The organism is Phyllobacterium zundukense, from assembly GCF_002764115.1.
In the GTDB taxonomy this organism is placed as follows: Bacteria; Pseudomonadota; Alphaproteobacteria; order Rhizobiales; family Rhizobiaceae; genus Phyllobacterium; species Phyllobacterium zundukense.
Genome location: NZ_CP017941.1, coordinates 552,859 through 569,097, shown reverse-complemented (window position 1 = coordinate 569,097; position 16,239 = coordinate 552,859). Strand labels below are relative to the sequence as shown.

The following is a 16,239-nucleotide window of genomic DNA, read 5'->3' as shown; positions in this document are numbered from 1 at the left end:
TCGACTGCGGGGCTCTTCCCCGCAGTCGAACCATCACCGTTAATCTGCGAACTGACCGGCAGCCTTGATGATGGGATCCCACCGTTTGATTTCGGTGTCGAGCTTGGTGCGGAGCGCCTCCTGGGTCGCCTGTTCCTTGGTCGCGGGCATGGTCGCGATCTGCGCGAAGCGTTCTTTCAGGTCAGCGTCGTCCATTGCAGCCTGAAGAGCCGACGTCAGCTTGTCGACGACCTCTTTCGGTGTGCCTTTGGGCGCGTACAGGCCATGCCAGACGCCGAGTTTGAACTCAGGCAATCCTGCCTCGGTCGTCGTCGGCACGTCGGGCAATGTGTCAGCCCGCTCTTCCCCGGTGATCGCGTAGGCCTTGACTTGCTTTTGCGTAATCGGCCCGACGGTATTCGTTGCCTGGTCACAGGTCATATCGATCTGGCCACCGATCAGGTCCGTCATGATCGGGCCATTTCCCTTGTAAGGAACTGTCGTCATCTGGGTTCCGATTGTTGCCATGAACAACGTGCCGCAGACATGGGATGCTGCTCCAATCCCGGCATGGGCATAGGTAACCTTGGTGCCGTTCTGCTTGATGTACGCAACGAGTTCCTGAAATGTCTCGGCGGGGAACTCGTTGCGCGCGATCACCGTCATCGCAGCGTCGCTGACGAGGCCGATCGGCTCAAAGGCTTCCGTTGGCTTATAGGGTAGCTGCCTGTAAAGCGCGGGAGCCGTCGCCATCCCGATATGATGAACGAGAATCGTGTACCCGTCGGGGTCGGCGTCCGCGACACGTCGGGCACCGATCGTTCCACCTGCGCCTGCGACGTTTTCCACGACAATCTGCTTGCCGAGAGACTTCGACATGGCGGCTGCGGTGAGTCGAGCAATGGTATCGGTTGGTCCGCCCGTTGCGTAGGGAACCACCATGAAAATGTTGCGCTCCGGGTAATCGGCCGCAAAAGCCGAGGTGACGGACAGCGTAAGTGCAGCTATGATCGATAGTAACTTCATTTCTTCCTCCCATTGCCGTCGTCTCCAACAACGGCGTTCCTCAACGCAACATTCGCGAACAAGCGATTGACGGTCCAATGCCATTTCGGCTTCAATTGATGCCGTAGGTGAGAGGATGAGATGGATACTGCCTGGCTTTTAGATTTGCGAGCTCTCGCCGACACCCTCAATTTTTCGAGGGCGGCGGAGTTGCGGAATATCACGCAGCCCGCTTTCGGTCGCCGGATAAAGGCATTCGAGGAGTGGAGCGGATCCGTTTTGATCGATCGATCGACGCACCGCATAAGGATTACCCCGGCGGGCGAAATCATGCTGGATGCCGCAAATGATATTCTTCAAAGGATCGAGAGGGCAACCCATGACTTGAGCCAGGAACGATCTGCCACTGCGACCCTGACGTTCTCAGCGACGCACGCTCTATCCTTCACCTTTTTTCCTGGTTGGGTGCAAAGTCTGGGCTCGTCGGTATCGACGGTGCCAATCCGGCTTCTTTCCGACAATATGAATGAGTGCGAAAAGATGATGGCGGAAGGCAGGGCTCAGTTTCTCCTGTGCCACTTTCATCCAAACAGCGAAATTCGGCTGCATGAAGCCGACTTCAAGCATGTGGAACTGGCCAGCGACCTTCTTGTCCCGGTCGCGCAAAGAGGTAAGGAGGGCGCGCCAATCCATCAACTGCCCGGCACACCATCGAACCCTGTCCCTCATATATCGTTCGACGAGAAATCAGGAATGGGCCGGATACTGGTGGCCAACTTGACCTACGTTGGCAGCGAATTGCATTTGGCTCGTGTATTTACATCTCATTTGGCAATGGTTCTGAAAGCGTTGGCGCTCGAGGGGAAAGGCGTCGCCTGGATACCGCGCAGCCTTGCCAGTTCCGAGTTGGAACCAGAAGGAAAGCTTGCAATAGCCGGCGACGAGAAGTGGATGGTACCTGTCAAGATCGTGCTGATCCGATCCAGGAGTAGGATGACGGAGTTGGCTGAAAAATTCTGGACGACGGTCGAAAGTACCTCGAAGCGGAAGTCAGCTTGATGATTGTCTTTGCTGCCCCGGACCTAGAAACGATCGGCGCCGGGGTATTCGCATCAGGCGGTCGGGCTGTCACGGGCCCTCGTTGCTAAGATCAACGCCTTCGCGCACTTAGGCAATGAGACCTCGACGTTGGCATACGAGACGCGGCGTTTCGTGCTTACCGACAACTAAATGTTGTTTTCGATGCCGGTTAACCCTATCGAGAACCGCAGCACCTAGAGGTTGAGACGTCATTATCTCGATGCCGTAAAATTCGCCTGAACTCATTTGATTGTATATGTCGCTGTCAGGCGGCAGACGAATCAGGCCGTCGCTGTTCCCTCTTTGGAAGTCAGGGCCTATCAATACTGAGAGCGTGTGGCTTCCGGCTCAGCCGCGTCAAACACGATCCTTTTCAGCTGTACTGACCAGCTTTGCGGCATGCTCGTCTTCGGTCGGCGAGAGACGCGCCGAGCTATTTCACCGCGCCGGCCGTCAGGCCCTTCACGATGTAACGCTCGAGGAATATGCCGATGAGCACGAGCGGCAGAATGGCGGCACTCGCGATCGCTGCCATGGACCACCAGTTGATGCCCTGCGATCCGGAGGCATCAACCAATACAGAAACCCAGCGAGCGCTGTATCTGGGTACAGGTTCGCCAACACCACACAGCCCATGCCAAACAATGCGATGACGCTGAAGAGTGCGAATGCGCAACGGACCAGGAGCGCCACTCCCTGCCCTGCGATTTTCATCAAGTAGAAAATACCGCAGTGGAGCATTAGCAGCCTTCTTGGTAGCAATTTGACCGTTCCCATTTTATCGCCTCGCGACTATTGGAAATCATACTAGAGTGTGATAATGTGGTATCTAGAGTGTGATTTTGTTGGGAATACGTTGCTTTCGGCGGAAAATGGCAAGTCCTCGATGAGAAAAATGCGATCCAATTTCACCACCTTCTTTGCGATGGCACTCGCCATTTCCGGTACGGCATTCGCGCAGGACTCAACTGGCCGCAACAGCGCGGCTGAGAAATTCGTACGCTACGACACTATAGCCTATAGTCAGGGGCAAGACCCAATTTCGCGCACGCCCTCACCAATCAAATTTGCCGAATGCTTCGTCGAAGACAGCGACGCCAACATTGTCAGCCTATCGAGTTATCTCGTGCTTGCCGGGAAAGCTTTTCCCGCCAGAGACGGAACTGAAAAACCACTGATCGCCATTAATGCCTGGTTCGAGGCCAAGGCTAAGCAAGCGAAATCGGGCATCTGGTCGGACACCCTCTTCACTCATCCGTACGGTGAGAGATGCCGAAATAACCCGATTAACCGCTAAGAAATGCGCATAAACACCATGATCTTTGGTTTAACAATGGCTGGGTCTATGATTATCGCCGTAGGTACAATCCTAGCGCCACCACCGATCATGATGGTTCAAGCGCAGGATGGTCAGGGTACGAAACTCTCGACACGGCGAGCACCCGTGTCCTCCCACTTCACCTCTTTTCCGGAGGATGCCTCGTTCGAAACTGGCGACACATGGGTGTCTAAAGGCAAGCGCTATCGGCTATACGGATTGCAATCCTGCATTCGCGGGACACAGGTGACCATTTCGCAGGGCCCGAAGCGCGATTGCGGCGAGCTCAATCTAATCATGGCTCAAGCGCTGATCAGGGATACAAAGCCCGTCTGTACGAGCATACGGTCTCTCGATGAGCACAACGATGTCGTTATTTGTCAGACTACGGCGGGCAATCGCGGATATGACCTTGCAACGTATATGATTGCTCAAGGATGGGGTTTTGCGGCTGTCGCCAGCAATGGAACGCTAGTCGTACCCGCCTATCGGACTGCTGAAGAAACCGCACGTGAAACGCGTGCTGGGCTTTGGGCTTTTTCAGACATGCCTCACCCACTGGGGGTCTTGTATCTGCAAAAATCAGTAGGTCAACAATGACCCAATTCCGGATCGCGATCATTCTCACGGCGCTTCTGACCGGAACTAACCAACCAGCCCAGGCGCAAGATTCGAGTAAGGCCAAACCTTTACCAGGACAGATGTATGGCCGCGTGCGCGTAATCGACGGGAAGTCGCTCGCCTTTGCCGAACAAAAGGAAACAGTTCGGCTGGCCGGCTACGAAGCGCCAGAAATCGAACAGACCGCCAGCAGCGACGGTATCGAATGGCCAGCCGGTCAGCTTTCAAGATCTTGGCTGATCCTGCATACGCTGCGTCGCGATGTAAATTGCCGCCCTCTTCAGCGTGATGGCAACAATGTAATCATTGCTCACTGCTTTGTTGGTGATGTTAACCTGGCCGCCGCTGCGATTTCCAATGGCATTGGGTATGCTTACAATTATCCGCATGAGCCACAGGTCCCGGCTTATTTTGACCTTGAACGCAAAGCGCGAGGTTTGGGTTTTGGCGTGTGGTCCGCTCAGGGTCTCCTGCCGCCGTGGCAGTATCGCTATCAGACATCAAAGCCGCGGGCGTTGAAATCGCTCGGCGATGGCGGGGCAACGCTGCCTCCCCTCCCCTTACCTCCTGTCTTGCGCAGCGTTGCAGGGCAGGAAAAGATATCACGCCAGGAGAACTTACGATGAGGAACCGCCTCACCATTACAACTGCCCTTGTTGCAACGGCTTTACTATCTGCCGTCGCATCAACTTCAGCACAAATTCCCACTACCGATAGCGCGCAACAACCCGCGCAGCCGGCACAGAAACTCAATCCCGGAGAATGTGGTGCTGCTGGTCGAGGCTGCGCTACGGACCGTGAACAAGAATACATGCACCTCGGCTACAAGCTGTTACCGCAGGCGTCATCATCGGCCATCGCCAACTACGCACATGCATGCGCCACCAAGCCGGCGTGGCGCAATGATTGCGAGAAAAACCCGAGCGTTATCCTCCAGCGACTTGGCCTTACAACAGAGGATTAATCGGAAATGATCAGCTCACAAACCATCATCACCATCGCCGCACTAAGTATTGGCTTCGGCGCCGGTTATGGCGTCCGCGGCATGTCCGTAGAATCCGTCACTGCTGTTCCGCAATTGGATGTGCCTACAAACGAGCAAGCTACCGCAGCGATGCGGAAAGTTTCGGTTGCGGAGACCGGTAAGATTCTCTGGCCCAACGCGACCGTGAAGCTAGGACAATGTAATCCATTCCCAAATGCAGCTGGCGTCGTCTGTATTGCCGAATTCAATGGCGGCAACGGCGGTCAAATCAGAACGAAGCAACTACAGTTTGCCAAGATCAACAATGAATGGGTCGCGCCCTGAGAGCCTGCCTCAAATCTAACCGAGAGAGGACACCCGCATGAAATCGCATTTTATAGCTGCAGCGGTCGCCCTGACAGCCATTATCTGGCTTACCCCGACCGAGACTCGAGCCGACAATGCGTCCTGGGGATGTCAGGTGCTCTTATGTGCTGCATCGTCGAATCCGTCATGGCACGGTGTTCCCTACTGCAAACCGCCAATGTACAAGCTGATCGCGGCGATGGCCAAGCCCGGCTTCTCCTGGCCGATCTGCCCCAGATCCGGAACCGGCAAGCCCGGTCGGGAAGAGTACGAAGAATGCCCTGCCGGCTTCAAAGTGGCGTATTCCGCCCTGGGACACGAAGGCAATCACTCGGAACCCAACCGTTGCGAAAAAACCTTCAATGTTTGCCAAGACAGGAATGCTTTGAAGAATTTGGGTAAAAAGGTTCAGTACCGCCGCGCCGCCGGAGATGGGGAAAACAGTTGCACGCAGACCATTTCACATCCGCGGAAGCGCCGCGCCGACCCTTACTTCTTTGATTTAAAGAACGATCAAGGCGTCAAACAACGCTATTGGTTCAATCTAAACCATTGACCGTCAGCAGGTCAGGAATTTCAGGTCGTTGCGCCCGAAATTGGCGGCACATGTTATGCAGACATCAGCGTTGGCGATCCTCTTGATCCAGAGCTGTAAACGTGACAGACCGGAGTTGTGTCTGGCTCTCCTCGGGTACGGAGAATTCGGTAAGGAGACGCCTCCCCCATGATGAAATCCAGTATTGATCATCTGCCTGAACGCAAACAGCGCGAACTTGCCCGCATCGTCGAAATCCTGCTTGAGGAATTCGACGATGCGTTGAAAGATGCAACCGCCGATTTCAAAAAGAAAGGCCGCATCCTCAAAGTCATTCTGTTTGGTTCCTACGCCCGCAACGACTGGGTGGACGAACCCCACACCATGAAAGGCTATCGCTCGGACTACGATCTGCTGGTTGTCGTCAACAACCGGAAGCTCACCGACTTTGCCACCTATTGGTATAAGGCAGCCGACAGACTTCTGCACGATCGGGGCGTAAAGACCCAGGTTGGCTTCATTGTTCACTCGCGCCGTGAGGTGAACACTGCCCTGAGGGAAGGTCAATATTTCTTCTCCGACATCCGCCGCGAAGGCATTGTTCTTTATGAACTGGATGATGAACCCCTAGCAGAACCGAGACCGATGACGGCGGCGGATGAATACAAAGTGGCAAACGAACATTTCGCAACTCGGTTTCCCGCATCGATGGGGTTTCTCGATACGTCCAGTTATGCTTTGAGTAAGACACGCAAGAACGAGGCGGCCTTCCTCCTGCATCAGTCTGTCGAACATGCCTATTCTGCGTTGCTCTTGACCCTGACAAACTATGGTCCTCCATCCCACAACTTGAATTTCCTACGGACCTTGGCCGAAGGCCGCGACCGCCGCTTAGCGGAGGCCTGGCCGCGCGATCAGCAGCGTTACCGTGCGTGGTTCAACACGGTCAACGAAGCCTATGTGAAAGCGCGTTATTCAGAACACTATGAAATCAGTGAAGAGGCCCTACGCTGGATTGGCGATCGGACCGCAATCTTGCATGAACTCGTTGAGGCAATCTGCAGAGAGTATTTGGCAAAATTGAAAGACGCAGTCGGCAATTAGGCACCACGCCAGTTTCATGCTCAGCCTAACGAGCTTCACGTCAGATCATCGAAAGCAACAGTAATTCCAGTGCGGTTTTATCCAGTTCATCACCTTTGGCCAGCGAGCGTGATTGGCTTTTGCCCGAGCATCCACAAGGCTCTCGATCGGATAACTCAAAAATGCCAACCGTGCTTTTTCTTTGTGCTCAACGGCCTTCTCAAGACCGCCATCTAACCATTCCACTTCCCTTCCAGAAATAGTGCGGTCTGGAAGCGCGTCGATCGTTCTGTCAATTTTCCGTTGATCTGTGATGCTCAATGGCATTGCGAAGTTCATTCCTGTAAATGCCTTCCAGGCGTTGATTTAGAGAACAAATTTCGTACTCGTCATCTGTATGAGCTCCCTGAAGTGCCAAAGGACGAATCTAATCTGGCTCTCTTCATGCACTATTATTTGGCGGGCGGCATGTGTACTGATTTTTTCCCCCTGGAAGCCTTTCTCAAGCTGCTGGCTGACTATGTTTGATTTTAAATCCGATGGTCTTACGGCTCGGCGGTTTGCGAATCTCTGATTTTGTACCCTTTGGGTTTATAAAAGCGGTAAAACGCAAACTTGATTTTGGTTTGGAAAAGCCATATAATATAAACCATGAGTAAAGAATCTCCTGGAAAGCTAAACTATCTGCAGCGCGAACTCCCGGAAGGGCTGGTCGTAGATGCCGCGTGGCTGAAAGAGCGCGGATATTCCCCGCAGCTTTGCCGGAAATACGTAATGAACGGGTGGCTGGAACGCGAGGCACATGGCGTGTACCGGAAACCCGGCGGCAAACTCCTGTGGGAGCATGTCGTCATATCACTACAGACCCTTCTCATGAAACCTCTTCTCGTGGGCGGCGGCACGGCGCTGTCGCTTCACGGCTTCTCGCACTACCTCAGACGGGAAGAAAAAGAGGTTCATCTCTACGGTCCCGAGGAAGCGCCCAACTGGCTGAACAAGCTGCCCCTGCAGATCAGCTTCGTTTATCACAACAGCGCGGCCTTGTTCCGCAACGACCCGATAACGTTCGGGCTCACCAGTCTCGGATGGAACTTGAAGGATGCCAGACATGCCAGCGCCGACAATCTCCACGGTGGTTCGTTCCGGGTCATGCCGTGGGGACAATGGGAATGGCCGCTGACACTTTCGACGCCCGAACGCGCCATCCTTGAAATGCTGGACGGGCTGCCCGCCCATGAGAGTTTCGACCAGGCCGACAAGATCATAGAGGGACTGACCACCCTCAGTCCCCGCAAGCTGCAAAAGCTGCTGATTGATTGCAAGAGCATCAAGGTCAAACGCCTGTTCTTCTTCTTTGCCGACCGCTACAATCATGCGTGGCGCAAGCATCTCGACAAAGACGTCATCAATTTCGGAACAGGAAAACGAATGCTTGTGCCGGGCGGCCGCCTCGACCCTACCTACCTGATCACCGTGCCGGAGGAACTCTGTGCCGGTCAATGAACGGTACACAACAGGTGCTGCAGGTGATCAAGCGTGGCCTGGGTTTCGGCATGTACCGTGCGTGGTTCAACACAATAAACGAAGCCTATGTTAAAGCGTGCTATTCGCAGCACTATGAAATCAGTGAAGAGGCCCTGCGCTGGCTTGGCAATCGGACCGCAATCTTGCATGAACTCGTTGAGGCAATCTGCAGAGAGCATTTGGCGAAGCTGAAAGACGCAGTCGGCAGTTAAGGCCAGCACGCCAATTCCTGCTCAGCCCAATGAGCTTCACTTCAGACCATCGAAAGCAACAACAATTCCAGCTCAGTTTTGTCGAGTTCGTCGCCTTCCGCTAGGAGTAAGCGAACATGATTGGCTTTTGCCCTAACATCCTCAAGACTCTCAACCGGATAACTCAAAAATGCCAACCGCGCCTTTTCCTCATCCTCTACTGCATTCTCAAGATCGCCATCTAACCATAGCATTTCGCTTTCAGAAATACTGTCATCTGGAAGTGCGTCGATCGTGATGTCAATTTTGCGTCTCGTTGACCTGTGATGCTCGATGGCATTGCCAAGTTTGTTCTCGTAAGTACCTTCCAGGCGTTGATTATAGAGAACAAATTTCGTACTCGTCATCTGTGTGAGCTCCCTGAAGTGCCAAAGGACGAATCTAATCGGGCTCTCTTCATGCACTATTATTCGGCGGGCGGCATGTCCGAGAGGCATAAGTCAACTTCGCCGCGTCAGGCCGTACAAGACATAAGAAGAAGCGATTGACCGCAAGTGATGGATGCGAAACTCATTTCGTTTCTCCCGATCCAGTGCTATGGGATATAACGCGAACCAATAATTTAACTCACTTATATAGGGCAGTTAATGCTATGCCAAGCCCCCTTGCGTCTCAATGGAAAAATCTCGCTTTTTCTGCGCTGGTTCTGCGTCTGATCATGGACAACCCGCGGGACGGTGAGACCGCCCAATCTAGATTGAAGCAGGTTGGGATGATAAGCATTCTCTATCACATGCACATTGGGCAGGTGCCGCTGACGCTCACCAATATTGTTGAGGAAACCGGCCTGACGCGAACGGGCGTGGCCGAAACAGTCGATCAGCTGGTTCAAAGGAAGATACTCACTGAAACGCTCGAAAAGAATATGCTCGGTCGGGGTACCGCAAGACGTTTTCACATAGCCCCTACCCTTTTCGAGCGCTTGAAATCGGACGAGATCTTGTAACGATAACGACCGGTTGCCAACGCTTGACAAATCCCTGAGCGAGGAACGTCCTGTGAGTGGAGAGAAGCGGGAGCCAGAAACGCTTCGAACAGCCAAATCGCCACATCATATGCCTCCGCAACAAGCTGGATAGAGTTCTGCCCTCCGAAACCGTAGGTCGTGTTTTAAATCACATCGGGGATGCCACTGATAATTCAATAGTTTAGCTTTTAACTATGGAAAGAAATTGGAATATTCCACCCAATTCACCACAAAAAAAGCGATCCGTTGTAACCCGCAGAAATCCGCCATTCTCTGAATTGGGCTTTTTCAGCTTGTGGCGAACTGATCCGGCTAATAGCGACCGCCTTTGCTCAATGCGGAGATAACGAGGGCTACAAGTTCTTCACCGATCTGTTCCGCAATGCATTCTTCAGAAAGGCGTTCGTGAGGGCGTATTTGAAATCTGGGCCGACGACCATATCAGTCAAATTCTGATCAGCCCGGCACTGACCTACGCAATCGATATGCTCCTGGGAGGCGATTCAACTCTGCCGGAACTTAAGATCTATGTGAACACGCACTACGAAATGGTGATGCGCACTATTCGTAAAGCGTCGGCTTGACGTTCTCTGACAGACCGGGCTTCGCGACAACGACCGCCTTGATGGAGCCGGAGCCGCAGCCCCACTGAATGCGGCACAATGAGGGTAGGCCCAGACGAATCTTGGCCCGTTGGTCTGGCTTATTCCAGCCGCCTATTGCTCTCGAAATGCACGACTGAATTGGTCTGCAAGTGGTTTGGCGAGGAACGACATTGCGGTGCGCTCTTCTGTTGAAATGAAGACTTCCACAGGCATGCCTGGCAGCAGTCTGTTATCTCCAAGCTTTTCGAGCTCCTCGGCAGGAACAACTACGTCTGCCAGATAATATACCTGACCGGTGGCGGGATCGCTGCTTGTCGCCGCCGAGACATAGGCGATGCGTCCATGCAATTCAGGCGTAGTGCGCTGGTTGAATGCGGAAAAGCGCAGCTTTGACGGCTGACCGACAAATACCTGGTCGATATCGGTCGGTGACAGTTTCGCCTCTATCTTCAGCGCCGCATCCGCAGGTACAAGTGTCACCAGCTTTTCAGCCGGCGTAATTACGCCCCCAATCGTGTGGACCGAGAGCTCATTCACGGTGCCGGAAAGCGGAGCGCGGATATCGGTCCGCGACAGACGGTCTTCGATCGCTACGCGGCGCTCGCGCAATTCGGACAGCTTCGGTTCGATCGAACTCAACTCGCGCTGCGCCTCGGTGCGTGCAGTTTCATCGACAGCTATGATCTGTATCTGGATTTCGCTCATGCGAGCCTTGGCCCGGGCGATATTGGCCTCTATCTCGCCCTTCTCGCCAACGAGCTTGGCCATTTCGCGGTCGATGATATACTTACGCGAAGTCTCAATCAGCCGCTTGTCGGTCAGCCCCTTGATCTTGCCATGTTCGATTTCGACAAGGGCGATCTCGTCGACCTTGGCGCCATGCTGGGACTGTAGTCCTTTGATTTCCTCACCCAACTGGTCGATACCCAATTGCAACTGTTCTTTTTGACTGTCGCGATGTCGGCGATTTCCCTCGAACAGGCGATTCTCGCCAAAGAAGATATGGCTGAAGTCATCAACTCGCTGGCCAAGCTCTTCAGAAAGAATGATTGCACCCAAATTGTCGCGCTCGGCGATCAGTCGAGCCTGCTTCGCCATCAACTCAACCAACTGTGTCCTGACAATGGAGAGCTCGGCACGCGTTTCGGCGTCATCAAGCCTTAACATGACCTGACCGCTCGTAACGAAGTCGCCTTCCCTAACATTGATCTCGCTTACGATACCGCCGTCGCGATGCTGTATGGATTTCAGATTCTGGTCGACCTTGACCATGCCAGGGGCGATCACCGCCCCGGTCAGCTGAGCGGTCGCCGCCCAGCCGCCGGCGCCAGCGAAAAGCAGTAACCCAAGCGTAACACCCGCGAAGACCCGCGCTCCCACCGGAAAGCTGTCGTTGTCTGCCTCGGTCGGCATTGGCGAGCCGTTGGCATTGTTTTTTTGTTTTTGTCGGCCGAACATCATTCACTCCCGTTCACGTCACAATGGCATTTTCACTCAAAGGATTTTCGATAATCATCAGCATGTGATGACCGCTCAGATTGATCGTCATTTCGTAGTGGTCATCGCGATCCATATCGACCTCGATCAAGGTCTGCTCCAGTTCGTCCGTTCCCTCGTGACGAACACGGATCGGCAGAGGCTGTGCAGCAGCCTGGTCGCCATAAGCTTCCTCAAACCGATCCTCCAAACTGTCGATAACGTCTTCAAATATCTCATACCTCGACATTTCGATGCGGTCGCCGACCATGAAGTCGAGGATCTGGTGGATGACCTCGGCGCTGGAGCTTCCCTCCGGAATGTGGAACTCGAACGTGTCCGCGCCCCCGCCACCCTCGATCACCATTGCATTGGTTCCAACGATGATAGTGTCGTCGCCGCTGCCGGTCACGACTTTTTCAAATCCGCTGATAGTATCCTGACCGATGTCGAAGCCAGTTGCTGCGCCGGTATCCAGGTCGACAAGGACCCCGAGCGCCGACTGCGAATAATCGAGTGTATCGGATCCAGCCTGACCCGAATATATGTCATCGCTGGCATCAGCAGCAGCTTGCACCACATCATCGCCGCTCCCGGCCTCAACGGAATCGGATCCTTCGCCATCAGCAATCACGTCGTTCCCCGCGCCACCCGATAATGTGTCGCTACCGCTGCCTCCGGAGATGGTATCATCCCCCCCATTCCCGAAGATGCTTTCGCTGGCGGTGCTGCCGCCGATTTCGTCGGCGCCTTCACCCGTCTTGATCACCTCGAAGTTCGTCACACTGTCAGTGCCGATTTCGGCGCCGCTGGCATTGGCGGCCACAAGATCAATGATGACGGACATGAGGGCAGCCGAGTAATCGAGCGTGTCCATTCCTGTACCGCCATCATAGCTATCATCAGTTGCATCCAGAGCAGCTGTAACACTGTCAGTGCCGGCGTCGCCGCTGACGGTATCTGCGCCCGAACCATCGGACAGTTGATCGTTGCCAGCACCACCGGACACAACGTCAGCGCCCCCTGCACCATCGATGACGTCATCACCGGCATTGCCATAGATCGTTTCGTCGGCATCGCTTCCCTGGACGTCGTCATCCCCTGCTCCAGCGGCGAGAATTTCAAAGCCTGAGATTGTATCGAAGCCAATTTCCGTACTGCTTGCTGTGCCGTGCTCGAGATCGACCGTGCTGCCATGCAAAACGGCGGAATAGTCCAGTGTGTCGATGCCCGTGCCGCCATCATAGATGTCAGCTACCTGGTCGGCTTCGCCCGCAACGACATCCGCGCCGTCACCACCACGAACAACATCCACACCCTGACCGCCGCTGACGAAATCGTCGCCGGCACCGCCGTCAACCGTATCCTCCCCGGCTTGTCCGAGAACGATATCGTTATCGCCCCCGCCATCGAGTTTGTCATTGCCGCTGTCGCCGTGGATCGTATCGCGGCCAAGGTCACCGGTGACGATGTCGTTGCCCTCGCCTCCGAACAGCAGATCATCGCCATCACCGCCACTGATTGCATCATCACCGCTTTCGCCGAAAATGGTGTCACGACCCTCATCACCAAACAGCCGGTCATTGCCACTGCCGCCCCAGATCTGATCGTCACCGACGCCGCCCAGAACAATGTCGTCACCAAGGCCCGCCAGGATAATGTCATTGCCGCTGCCAGCGACGATATGATCGTCACCGCTGCCGCCATTCACCGTGTCGCTTCCACCCCGGCTGTCGATATTGTCATTTCCCTCGCGTCCGTCGATATCATCGGCGCAGTCGGTTCCGATCAGCAGATCGTCGCCCGCAGTTCCGATGACCGGCGGGTTCCTGAGCACCGAGAATTGCGCGGTCTGCAGCACGGAGAGTTTGCCATCGGTAACCAGATAGGTAACCGTCACAGGCCCGAGCATTGCCGCATCGAAATACCAGCCGCCGGCCGTCTGGGTCAGCGTTCCCGAGGAAACCGTTATATTCTGGATCAGAAGTGGATCGCCATCCGGATCGACGGCACCGCGCAACAGATCGGAAAGTCCGATCAGAGCAACGGCACAGCCAAAGACATCCGCCAGATAGACCGGTCCGTTGACCCGAGGCGCGCGGTTTGAAACATCGTCGGTGTCGGTGTCTGTGTCTTCGTCTTCGTCCTCGTCGGTATCGTTGTCGATATCGATATCGTGTTCCGGTAAAGCCTGGGGATTTGAACCGCCACTGCCAACTGACGGCAGCCTTGACATCCCGCCGCCGCCCCATTGATTGTCATTGGCAGCGTGGAAGGAAAACGACATCCCTCCAAAACTCTTCAAGAGCGCGAGGCTGGGCAGACTGAGATTTTGAACATCGATCAGCGGTGAATCGTCCAGCTCAAAGCGCGAATTTGCGGAATCGAACAGGCGCCCGCCAGAACCGATCTTCTTTTCCCTGGCTTCTTCATGCATATCGATCGTTACAGGAGGCGCCCCAACCTCGACCGCATTTGCGGCCGCCGCCTCATCCTGGGGCGGAGTTTTGGCTTCGGCTTCGGGTTCGGGGTTGCTCAGACGCGGGAATGCGCTCTTTAGATAGAGCGCAAGCCCCGTCAGGAAGACCGTGAAGAAGAGTGGCGCACTTGACCGTTTGTCCTGGTTTTTCAGAACATACTGCTCATAGGAGTCCTCAGTGTCCGGCTTGGCTGACTTGGTACCCTTGACCTCGATCGTCATGCTGAAACCCTCGATGTGACGCGCGGCGCATTTTCTGCGGCAGGCGCGGGTCTGTTGACTGTCTCTGCGGGTGCGGACGGCTTGAGAACCTCGTCCTTTGGCCCGAAGGCCACCATCTTGCCGTTCTGGATAACGGCCACCATATCGACCGCAGCCAGAGCGCTTGGCCGATGGGCGATGACAATGGCTATGCCGCCGCGCTCCCGAATGGATTTGATCGCCTGGGTAAGTGCCATCTCCCCCTCGCCGTCGAGGTTCGAGTTGGGCTCATCCATGATAACGATGAAGGGATTCCGATAAAGGGCGCGTGCAAGCCCGATACGCTGGCGCTGCCCAGCCGAAAGGGACGCGCCCTGCGGACCCAATGCAGTGCGGTAACCATCGGGCATACGCACGATCATTTCGTGGATGCCTGTGATCTGTGCGGCCTCGACGATCGCACGAGGATCGACCTTGGGTTCGAGACGGGAGATATTTTCTTCCACCGTGGCGTCGAGTAACGCTACATCCTGCGGGAGATAGCCGACATATTGGCCGAGGTTGCTGTCTGACCACTGCGTCAGTTCTGCGTCGTCCAGCCGGACGCTGCCACGCAACGTCGGCCAGATGCCGGTCAGGGCCCGGGCGAGTGTGGTCTTGCCGCCGCCGCTCGGGCCGATGATTCCAAGCGCCTGCCCCGCCGCGATCTCGAAACTCACCTCGCTCAACAGGACTCGTCCCGAGCCGGGCGCGGCAACCGTAATCTTCTCAACTTTCAGCGAGCCCACGGGAGCGGGCAAATCCATCGGCGCCTCGACGGAAGAAAGCGCGACGACGGTTTCCTTGAGCCTATTAAATGCCGTACGAGCCGCCACAACGCTCTTCCAGTTGCCGATGGCAAGGTCGACAGGAGCGAGCGCACGGGCCGAGGCAACCGATGCTGCAATAATGGCGCCGGCCGACAATTCACCCTGGATTGTGAGCCAGGCGCCGAGGCCAAGCACGGCCGACTGCAGCACCATTCTGAGCACGCGGGAAAGTGCACCGAATGTCCCACTGATGTCGTTGGTGCGCGTTTGAAGTTCGAGGTGTTCCTGATTGGCGCGGTTGAAGCGATCCACGGCCCTTCCTGCAAAGCCCATGGCCTTCAATATTTCGGCGTTGCGGGCATTGGAATCGGCAATCGCATTGCGCGTTATCGCTGCCTGATGGGTGGAGCTCGCGAGACGGCGGGTCATGAGCTCTGTTGCGATCGTCAACATGGACAGAATGAAGGCGCCTGCAAATGTAAGTGCGCCGAGATAAGGGTGCAGCATGTAGACAAAAATCAGATAAAGCGGCATCCATGGCAGATCGAACAGGGCGACAGGCCCCTGGCTGCCCAGGAATCCACGGACCGTATCGACATCGCGGCCACGCTCCAAAGCCTCGGCAGTGGAAAAGCCAAAACGTGGCATGTCGATTGCTACCTGATGCGCCATGGGCGCGATCCTGCTATCGAGACGCGATCCCACGCGGACGAGCACTTGCGACCGGATGATGTCAAACAGGCCCTGAAACAGATACAGGCCTATCGCCAGGGCCGAAAGCGCCAGCAGCGTCGGAACGCTGCCGCTGGTCAAGGCCCGGTCGTAAATCTGCAACATGTAAAACGAGCCGGTCAGCGCGAGGATATTGATGATCCCGGAAGTGGTGAAGAGAAACACGAATATCCCGCGAAAGCCTTGTGTCAGCTTCTCTGCATTTTTCCGCTTGATGCCGGTTAAAGGGGTTTTGTTACGCATT

General features: G+C 55.2%; 15 protein-coding genes and 2 pseudogenes. 10 read left to right on the top strand and 7 right to left on the bottom strand.

Annotated elements, in window-relative coordinates; genetic code table 11:
• Positions 1-39 precede the first annotated feature (39 nt).
• Positions 40-1,005, bottom strand: a complete 966-nt coding sequence (locus BLM14_RS22660) for a tripartite tricarboxylate transporter substrate-binding protein (RefSeq protein WP_100002094.1) — start codon at positions 1,003-1,005, stop codon at positions 40-42.
• A 120-nt stretch (positions 1,006-1,125) separates the two neighbouring features.
• Between BLM14_RS22660 and BLM14_RS22655 the strand changes: the two genes are divergently transcribed.
• Positions 1,126-2,043: a LysR substrate-binding domain-containing protein gene (locus tag BLM14_RS22655; RefSeq protein ID WP_100002093.1), complete on the top strand. Its 918-nt coding sequence runs from the start codon at positions 1,126-1,128 to the stop codon at positions 2,041-2,043.
• Positions 2,044-2,497: 454 nt separating this feature from the next.
• On the opposite strand, the pseudogene BLM14_RS22650 reads toward BLM14_RS22655, so the two are convergent.
• Positions 2,498-2,632 (bottom strand): annotated as a pseudogene (locus tag BLM14_RS22650) (carbohydrate ABC transporter permease); the annotation flags it as partial.
• A gap of 252 nt (positions 2,633-2,884) precedes the next feature.
• Here BLM14_RS22650 and BLM14_RS22645 point away from each other — a divergent pair.
• The 6 genes from BLM14_RS22645 (at position 2,885) to BLM14_RS22615 (ending at position 6,972) form a co-directional block, all read left to right on the top strand.
• Complete coding sequence (locus BLM14_RS22645) at positions 2,885-3,361, top strand: hypothetical protein (RefSeq protein ID WP_100002092.1); 477 nt, start codon at positions 2,885-2,887, stop codon at positions 3,359-3,361.
• A gap of 551 nt (positions 3,362-3,912) precedes the next feature.
• Positions 3,913-4,629 carry a thermonuclease family protein gene (locus BLM14_RS22635; protein WP_237143591.1) on the top strand — a complete coding sequence of 239 codons (717 nt, stop codon included), beginning with the start codon at positions 3,913-3,915 and terminating at the stop codon, positions 4,627-4,629.
• Positions 4,626-4,967, top strand: a complete 342-nt coding sequence (locus BLM14_RS22630) for a hypothetical protein (protein WP_100002089.1) — start codon at positions 4,626-4,628, stop codon at positions 4,965-4,967. The genes BLM14_RS22635 and BLM14_RS22630 overlap by 4 nt, the downstream gene beginning before the upstream one ends.
• Positions 4,968-4,973: 6 nt before the next feature.
• The gene (locus tag BLM14_RS22625; protein WP_100002088.1) at positions 4,974-5,312 is read left to right on the top strand and encodes a hypothetical protein; all 339 of its coding nucleotides are present in this window, start codon (positions 4,974-4,976) and stop codon (positions 5,310-5,312) included.
• Positions 5,313-5,349: 37 nt separating this feature from the next.
• On the top strand, positions 5,350-5,889 hold the full coding sequence (locus tag BLM14_RS22620) for a hypothetical protein (protein WP_100002087.1): 540 nt from the start codon (positions 5,350-5,352) through the stop codon (positions 5,887-5,889).
• A 171-nt stretch (positions 5,890-6,060) separates the two neighbouring features.
• The gene (locus BLM14_RS22615) at positions 6,061-6,972 is read left to right on the top strand and encodes a nucleotidyltransferase and HEPN domain-containing protein (protein ID WP_100002207.1); all 912 of its coding nucleotides are present in this window, start codon (positions 6,061-6,063) and stop codon (positions 6,970-6,972) included.
• A 45-nt stretch (positions 6,973-7,017) separates the two neighbouring features.
• Here the strand turns inward: BLM14_RS22615 and BLM14_RS22610 are convergent, their stop codons facing one another.
• Positions 7,018-7,278 (bottom strand): hypothetical protein, encoded by a 261-nt coding sequence (locus tag BLM14_RS22610; protein ID WP_157929582.1) that lies wholly within the window; start codon positions 7,276-7,278, stop codon positions 7,018-7,020.
• A gap of 324 nt (positions 7,279-7,602) precedes the next feature.
• Between BLM14_RS22610 and BLM14_RS22605 the strand changes: the two genes are divergently transcribed.
• Both BLM14_RS22605 and BLM14_RS22600 read left to right on the top strand, forming a co-directional pair.
• Positions 7,603-8,454 (top strand): type IV toxin-antitoxin system AbiEi family antitoxin domain-containing protein, encoded by an 852-nt coding sequence (locus BLM14_RS22605; protein WP_100002085.1) that lies wholly within the window; start codon positions 7,603-7,605, stop codon positions 8,452-8,454.
• A 56-nt stretch (positions 8,455-8,510) separates the two neighbouring features.
• Positions 8,511-8,687 (top strand): annotated as a pseudogene (locus tag BLM14_RS22600) (nucleotidyltransferase); the annotation flags it as partial.
• A 41-nt stretch (positions 8,688-8,728) separates the two neighbouring features.
• On the opposite strand, the gene BLM14_RS22595 reads toward BLM14_RS22600, so the two are convergent.
• A complete protein-coding gene (locus BLM14_RS22595; RefSeq protein ID WP_133123898.1) occupies positions 8,729-9,073 on the bottom strand; it encodes a hypothetical protein in 345 nt (114 codons plus the stop codon).
• 137 nt (positions 9,074-9,210) lie between these two features.
• Between BLM14_RS22595 and BLM14_RS22590 the strand changes: the two genes are divergently transcribed.
• Positions 9,211-9,672, top strand: coding sequence for a MarR family transcriptional regulator (locus BLM14_RS22590; protein ID WP_335672084.1), 462 nt, complete (start codon positions 9,211-9,213; stop codon positions 9,670-9,672).
• Positions 9,673-10,409: 737 nt separating this feature from the next.
• Here the strand turns inward: BLM14_RS22590 and BLM14_RS22585 are convergent.
• From BLM14_RS22585 to BLM14_RS22575, 3 genes are read right to left on the bottom strand one after another with little or no spacing between them, the layout of a single operon-like run.
• Positions 10,410-11,756, bottom strand: a complete 1,347-nt coding sequence (locus BLM14_RS22585) for an HlyD family type I secretion periplasmic adaptor subunit (protein ID WP_237143590.1) — start codon at positions 11,754-11,756, stop codon at positions 10,410-10,412.
• 13 nt (positions 11,757-11,769) lie between these two features.
• Positions 11,770-14,475, bottom strand: a complete 2,706-nt coding sequence (locus tag BLM14_RS22580) for a calcium-binding protein (protein WP_100002082.1) — start codon at positions 14,473-14,475, stop codon at positions 11,770-11,772.
• A complete protein-coding gene (locus BLM14_RS22575; RefSeq protein ID WP_100002081.1) occupies positions 14,472-16,238 on the bottom strand; it encodes a type I secretion system permease/ATPase in 1,767 nt (588 codons plus the stop codon). The genes BLM14_RS22580 and BLM14_RS22575 overlap by 4 nt, the downstream gene beginning before the upstream one ends.
• Position 16,239 lies beyond the last annotated feature (1 nt).

What these genes read in the sequence shown, in the direction of transcription:
- BLM14_RS22575 (WP_100002081.1), bottom strand. Translation starts at nt 16,238, where the DNA reads ATGCGTAACAAAACCCCTTTAACCGGCATCAAGCGGAAAAATGCAGAG.
- BLM14_RS22585 (WP_237143590.1), bottom strand. Translation starts at nt 11,756, where the DNA reads ATGTTCGGCCGACAAAAACAAAAAAACAATGCCAACGGCTCGCCAATG.
- BLM14_RS22580 (WP_100002082.1), bottom strand. Translation starts at nt 14,475, where the DNA reads ATGACGATCGAGGTCAAGGGTACCAAGTCAGCCAAGCCGGACACTGAG.
- BLM14_RS22630 (WP_100002089.1), top strand. Translation starts at nt 4,626, where the DNA reads ATGAGGAACCGCCTCACCATTACAACTGCCCTTGTTGCAACGGCTTTA.
- BLM14_RS22610 (WP_157929582.1), bottom strand. Translation starts at nt 7,278, where the DNA reads ATGCCATTGAGCATCACAGATCAACGGAAAATTGACAGAACGATCGAC.
- BLM14_RS22595 (WP_133123898.1), bottom strand. Translation starts at nt 9,073, where the DNA reads ATGACGAGTACGAAATTTGTTCTCTATAATCAACGCCTGGAAGGTACT.
- BLM14_RS22660 (WP_100002094.1), bottom strand. Translation starts at nt 1,005, where the DNA reads ATGAAGTTACTATCGATCATAGCTGCACTTACGCTGTCCGTCACCTCG.
- BLM14_RS22625 (WP_100002088.1), top strand. Translation starts at nt 4,974, where the DNA reads ATGATCAGCTCACAAACCATCATCACCATCGCCGCACTAAGTATTGGC.
- BLM14_RS22645 (WP_100002092.1), top strand. Translation starts at nt 2,885, where the DNA reads ATGTGGTATCTAGAGTGTGATTTTGTTGGGAATACGTTGCTTTCGGCG.
- BLM14_RS22655 (WP_100002093.1), top strand. Translation starts at nt 1,126, where the DNA reads ATGGATACTGCCTGGCTTTTAGATTTGCGAGCTCTCGCCGACACCCTC.
- BLM14_RS22615 (WP_100002207.1), top strand. Translation starts at nt 6,061, where the DNA reads ATGAAATCCAGTATTGATCATCTGCCTGAACGCAAACAGCGCGAACTT.
- BLM14_RS22605 (WP_100002085.1), top strand. Translation starts at nt 7,603, where the DNA reads ATGAGTAAAGAATCTCCTGGAAAGCTAAACTATCTGCAGCGCGAACTC.
- BLM14_RS22620 (WP_100002087.1), top strand. Translation starts at nt 5,350, where the DNA reads ATGAAATCGCATTTTATAGCTGCAGCGGTCGCCCTGACAGCCATTATC.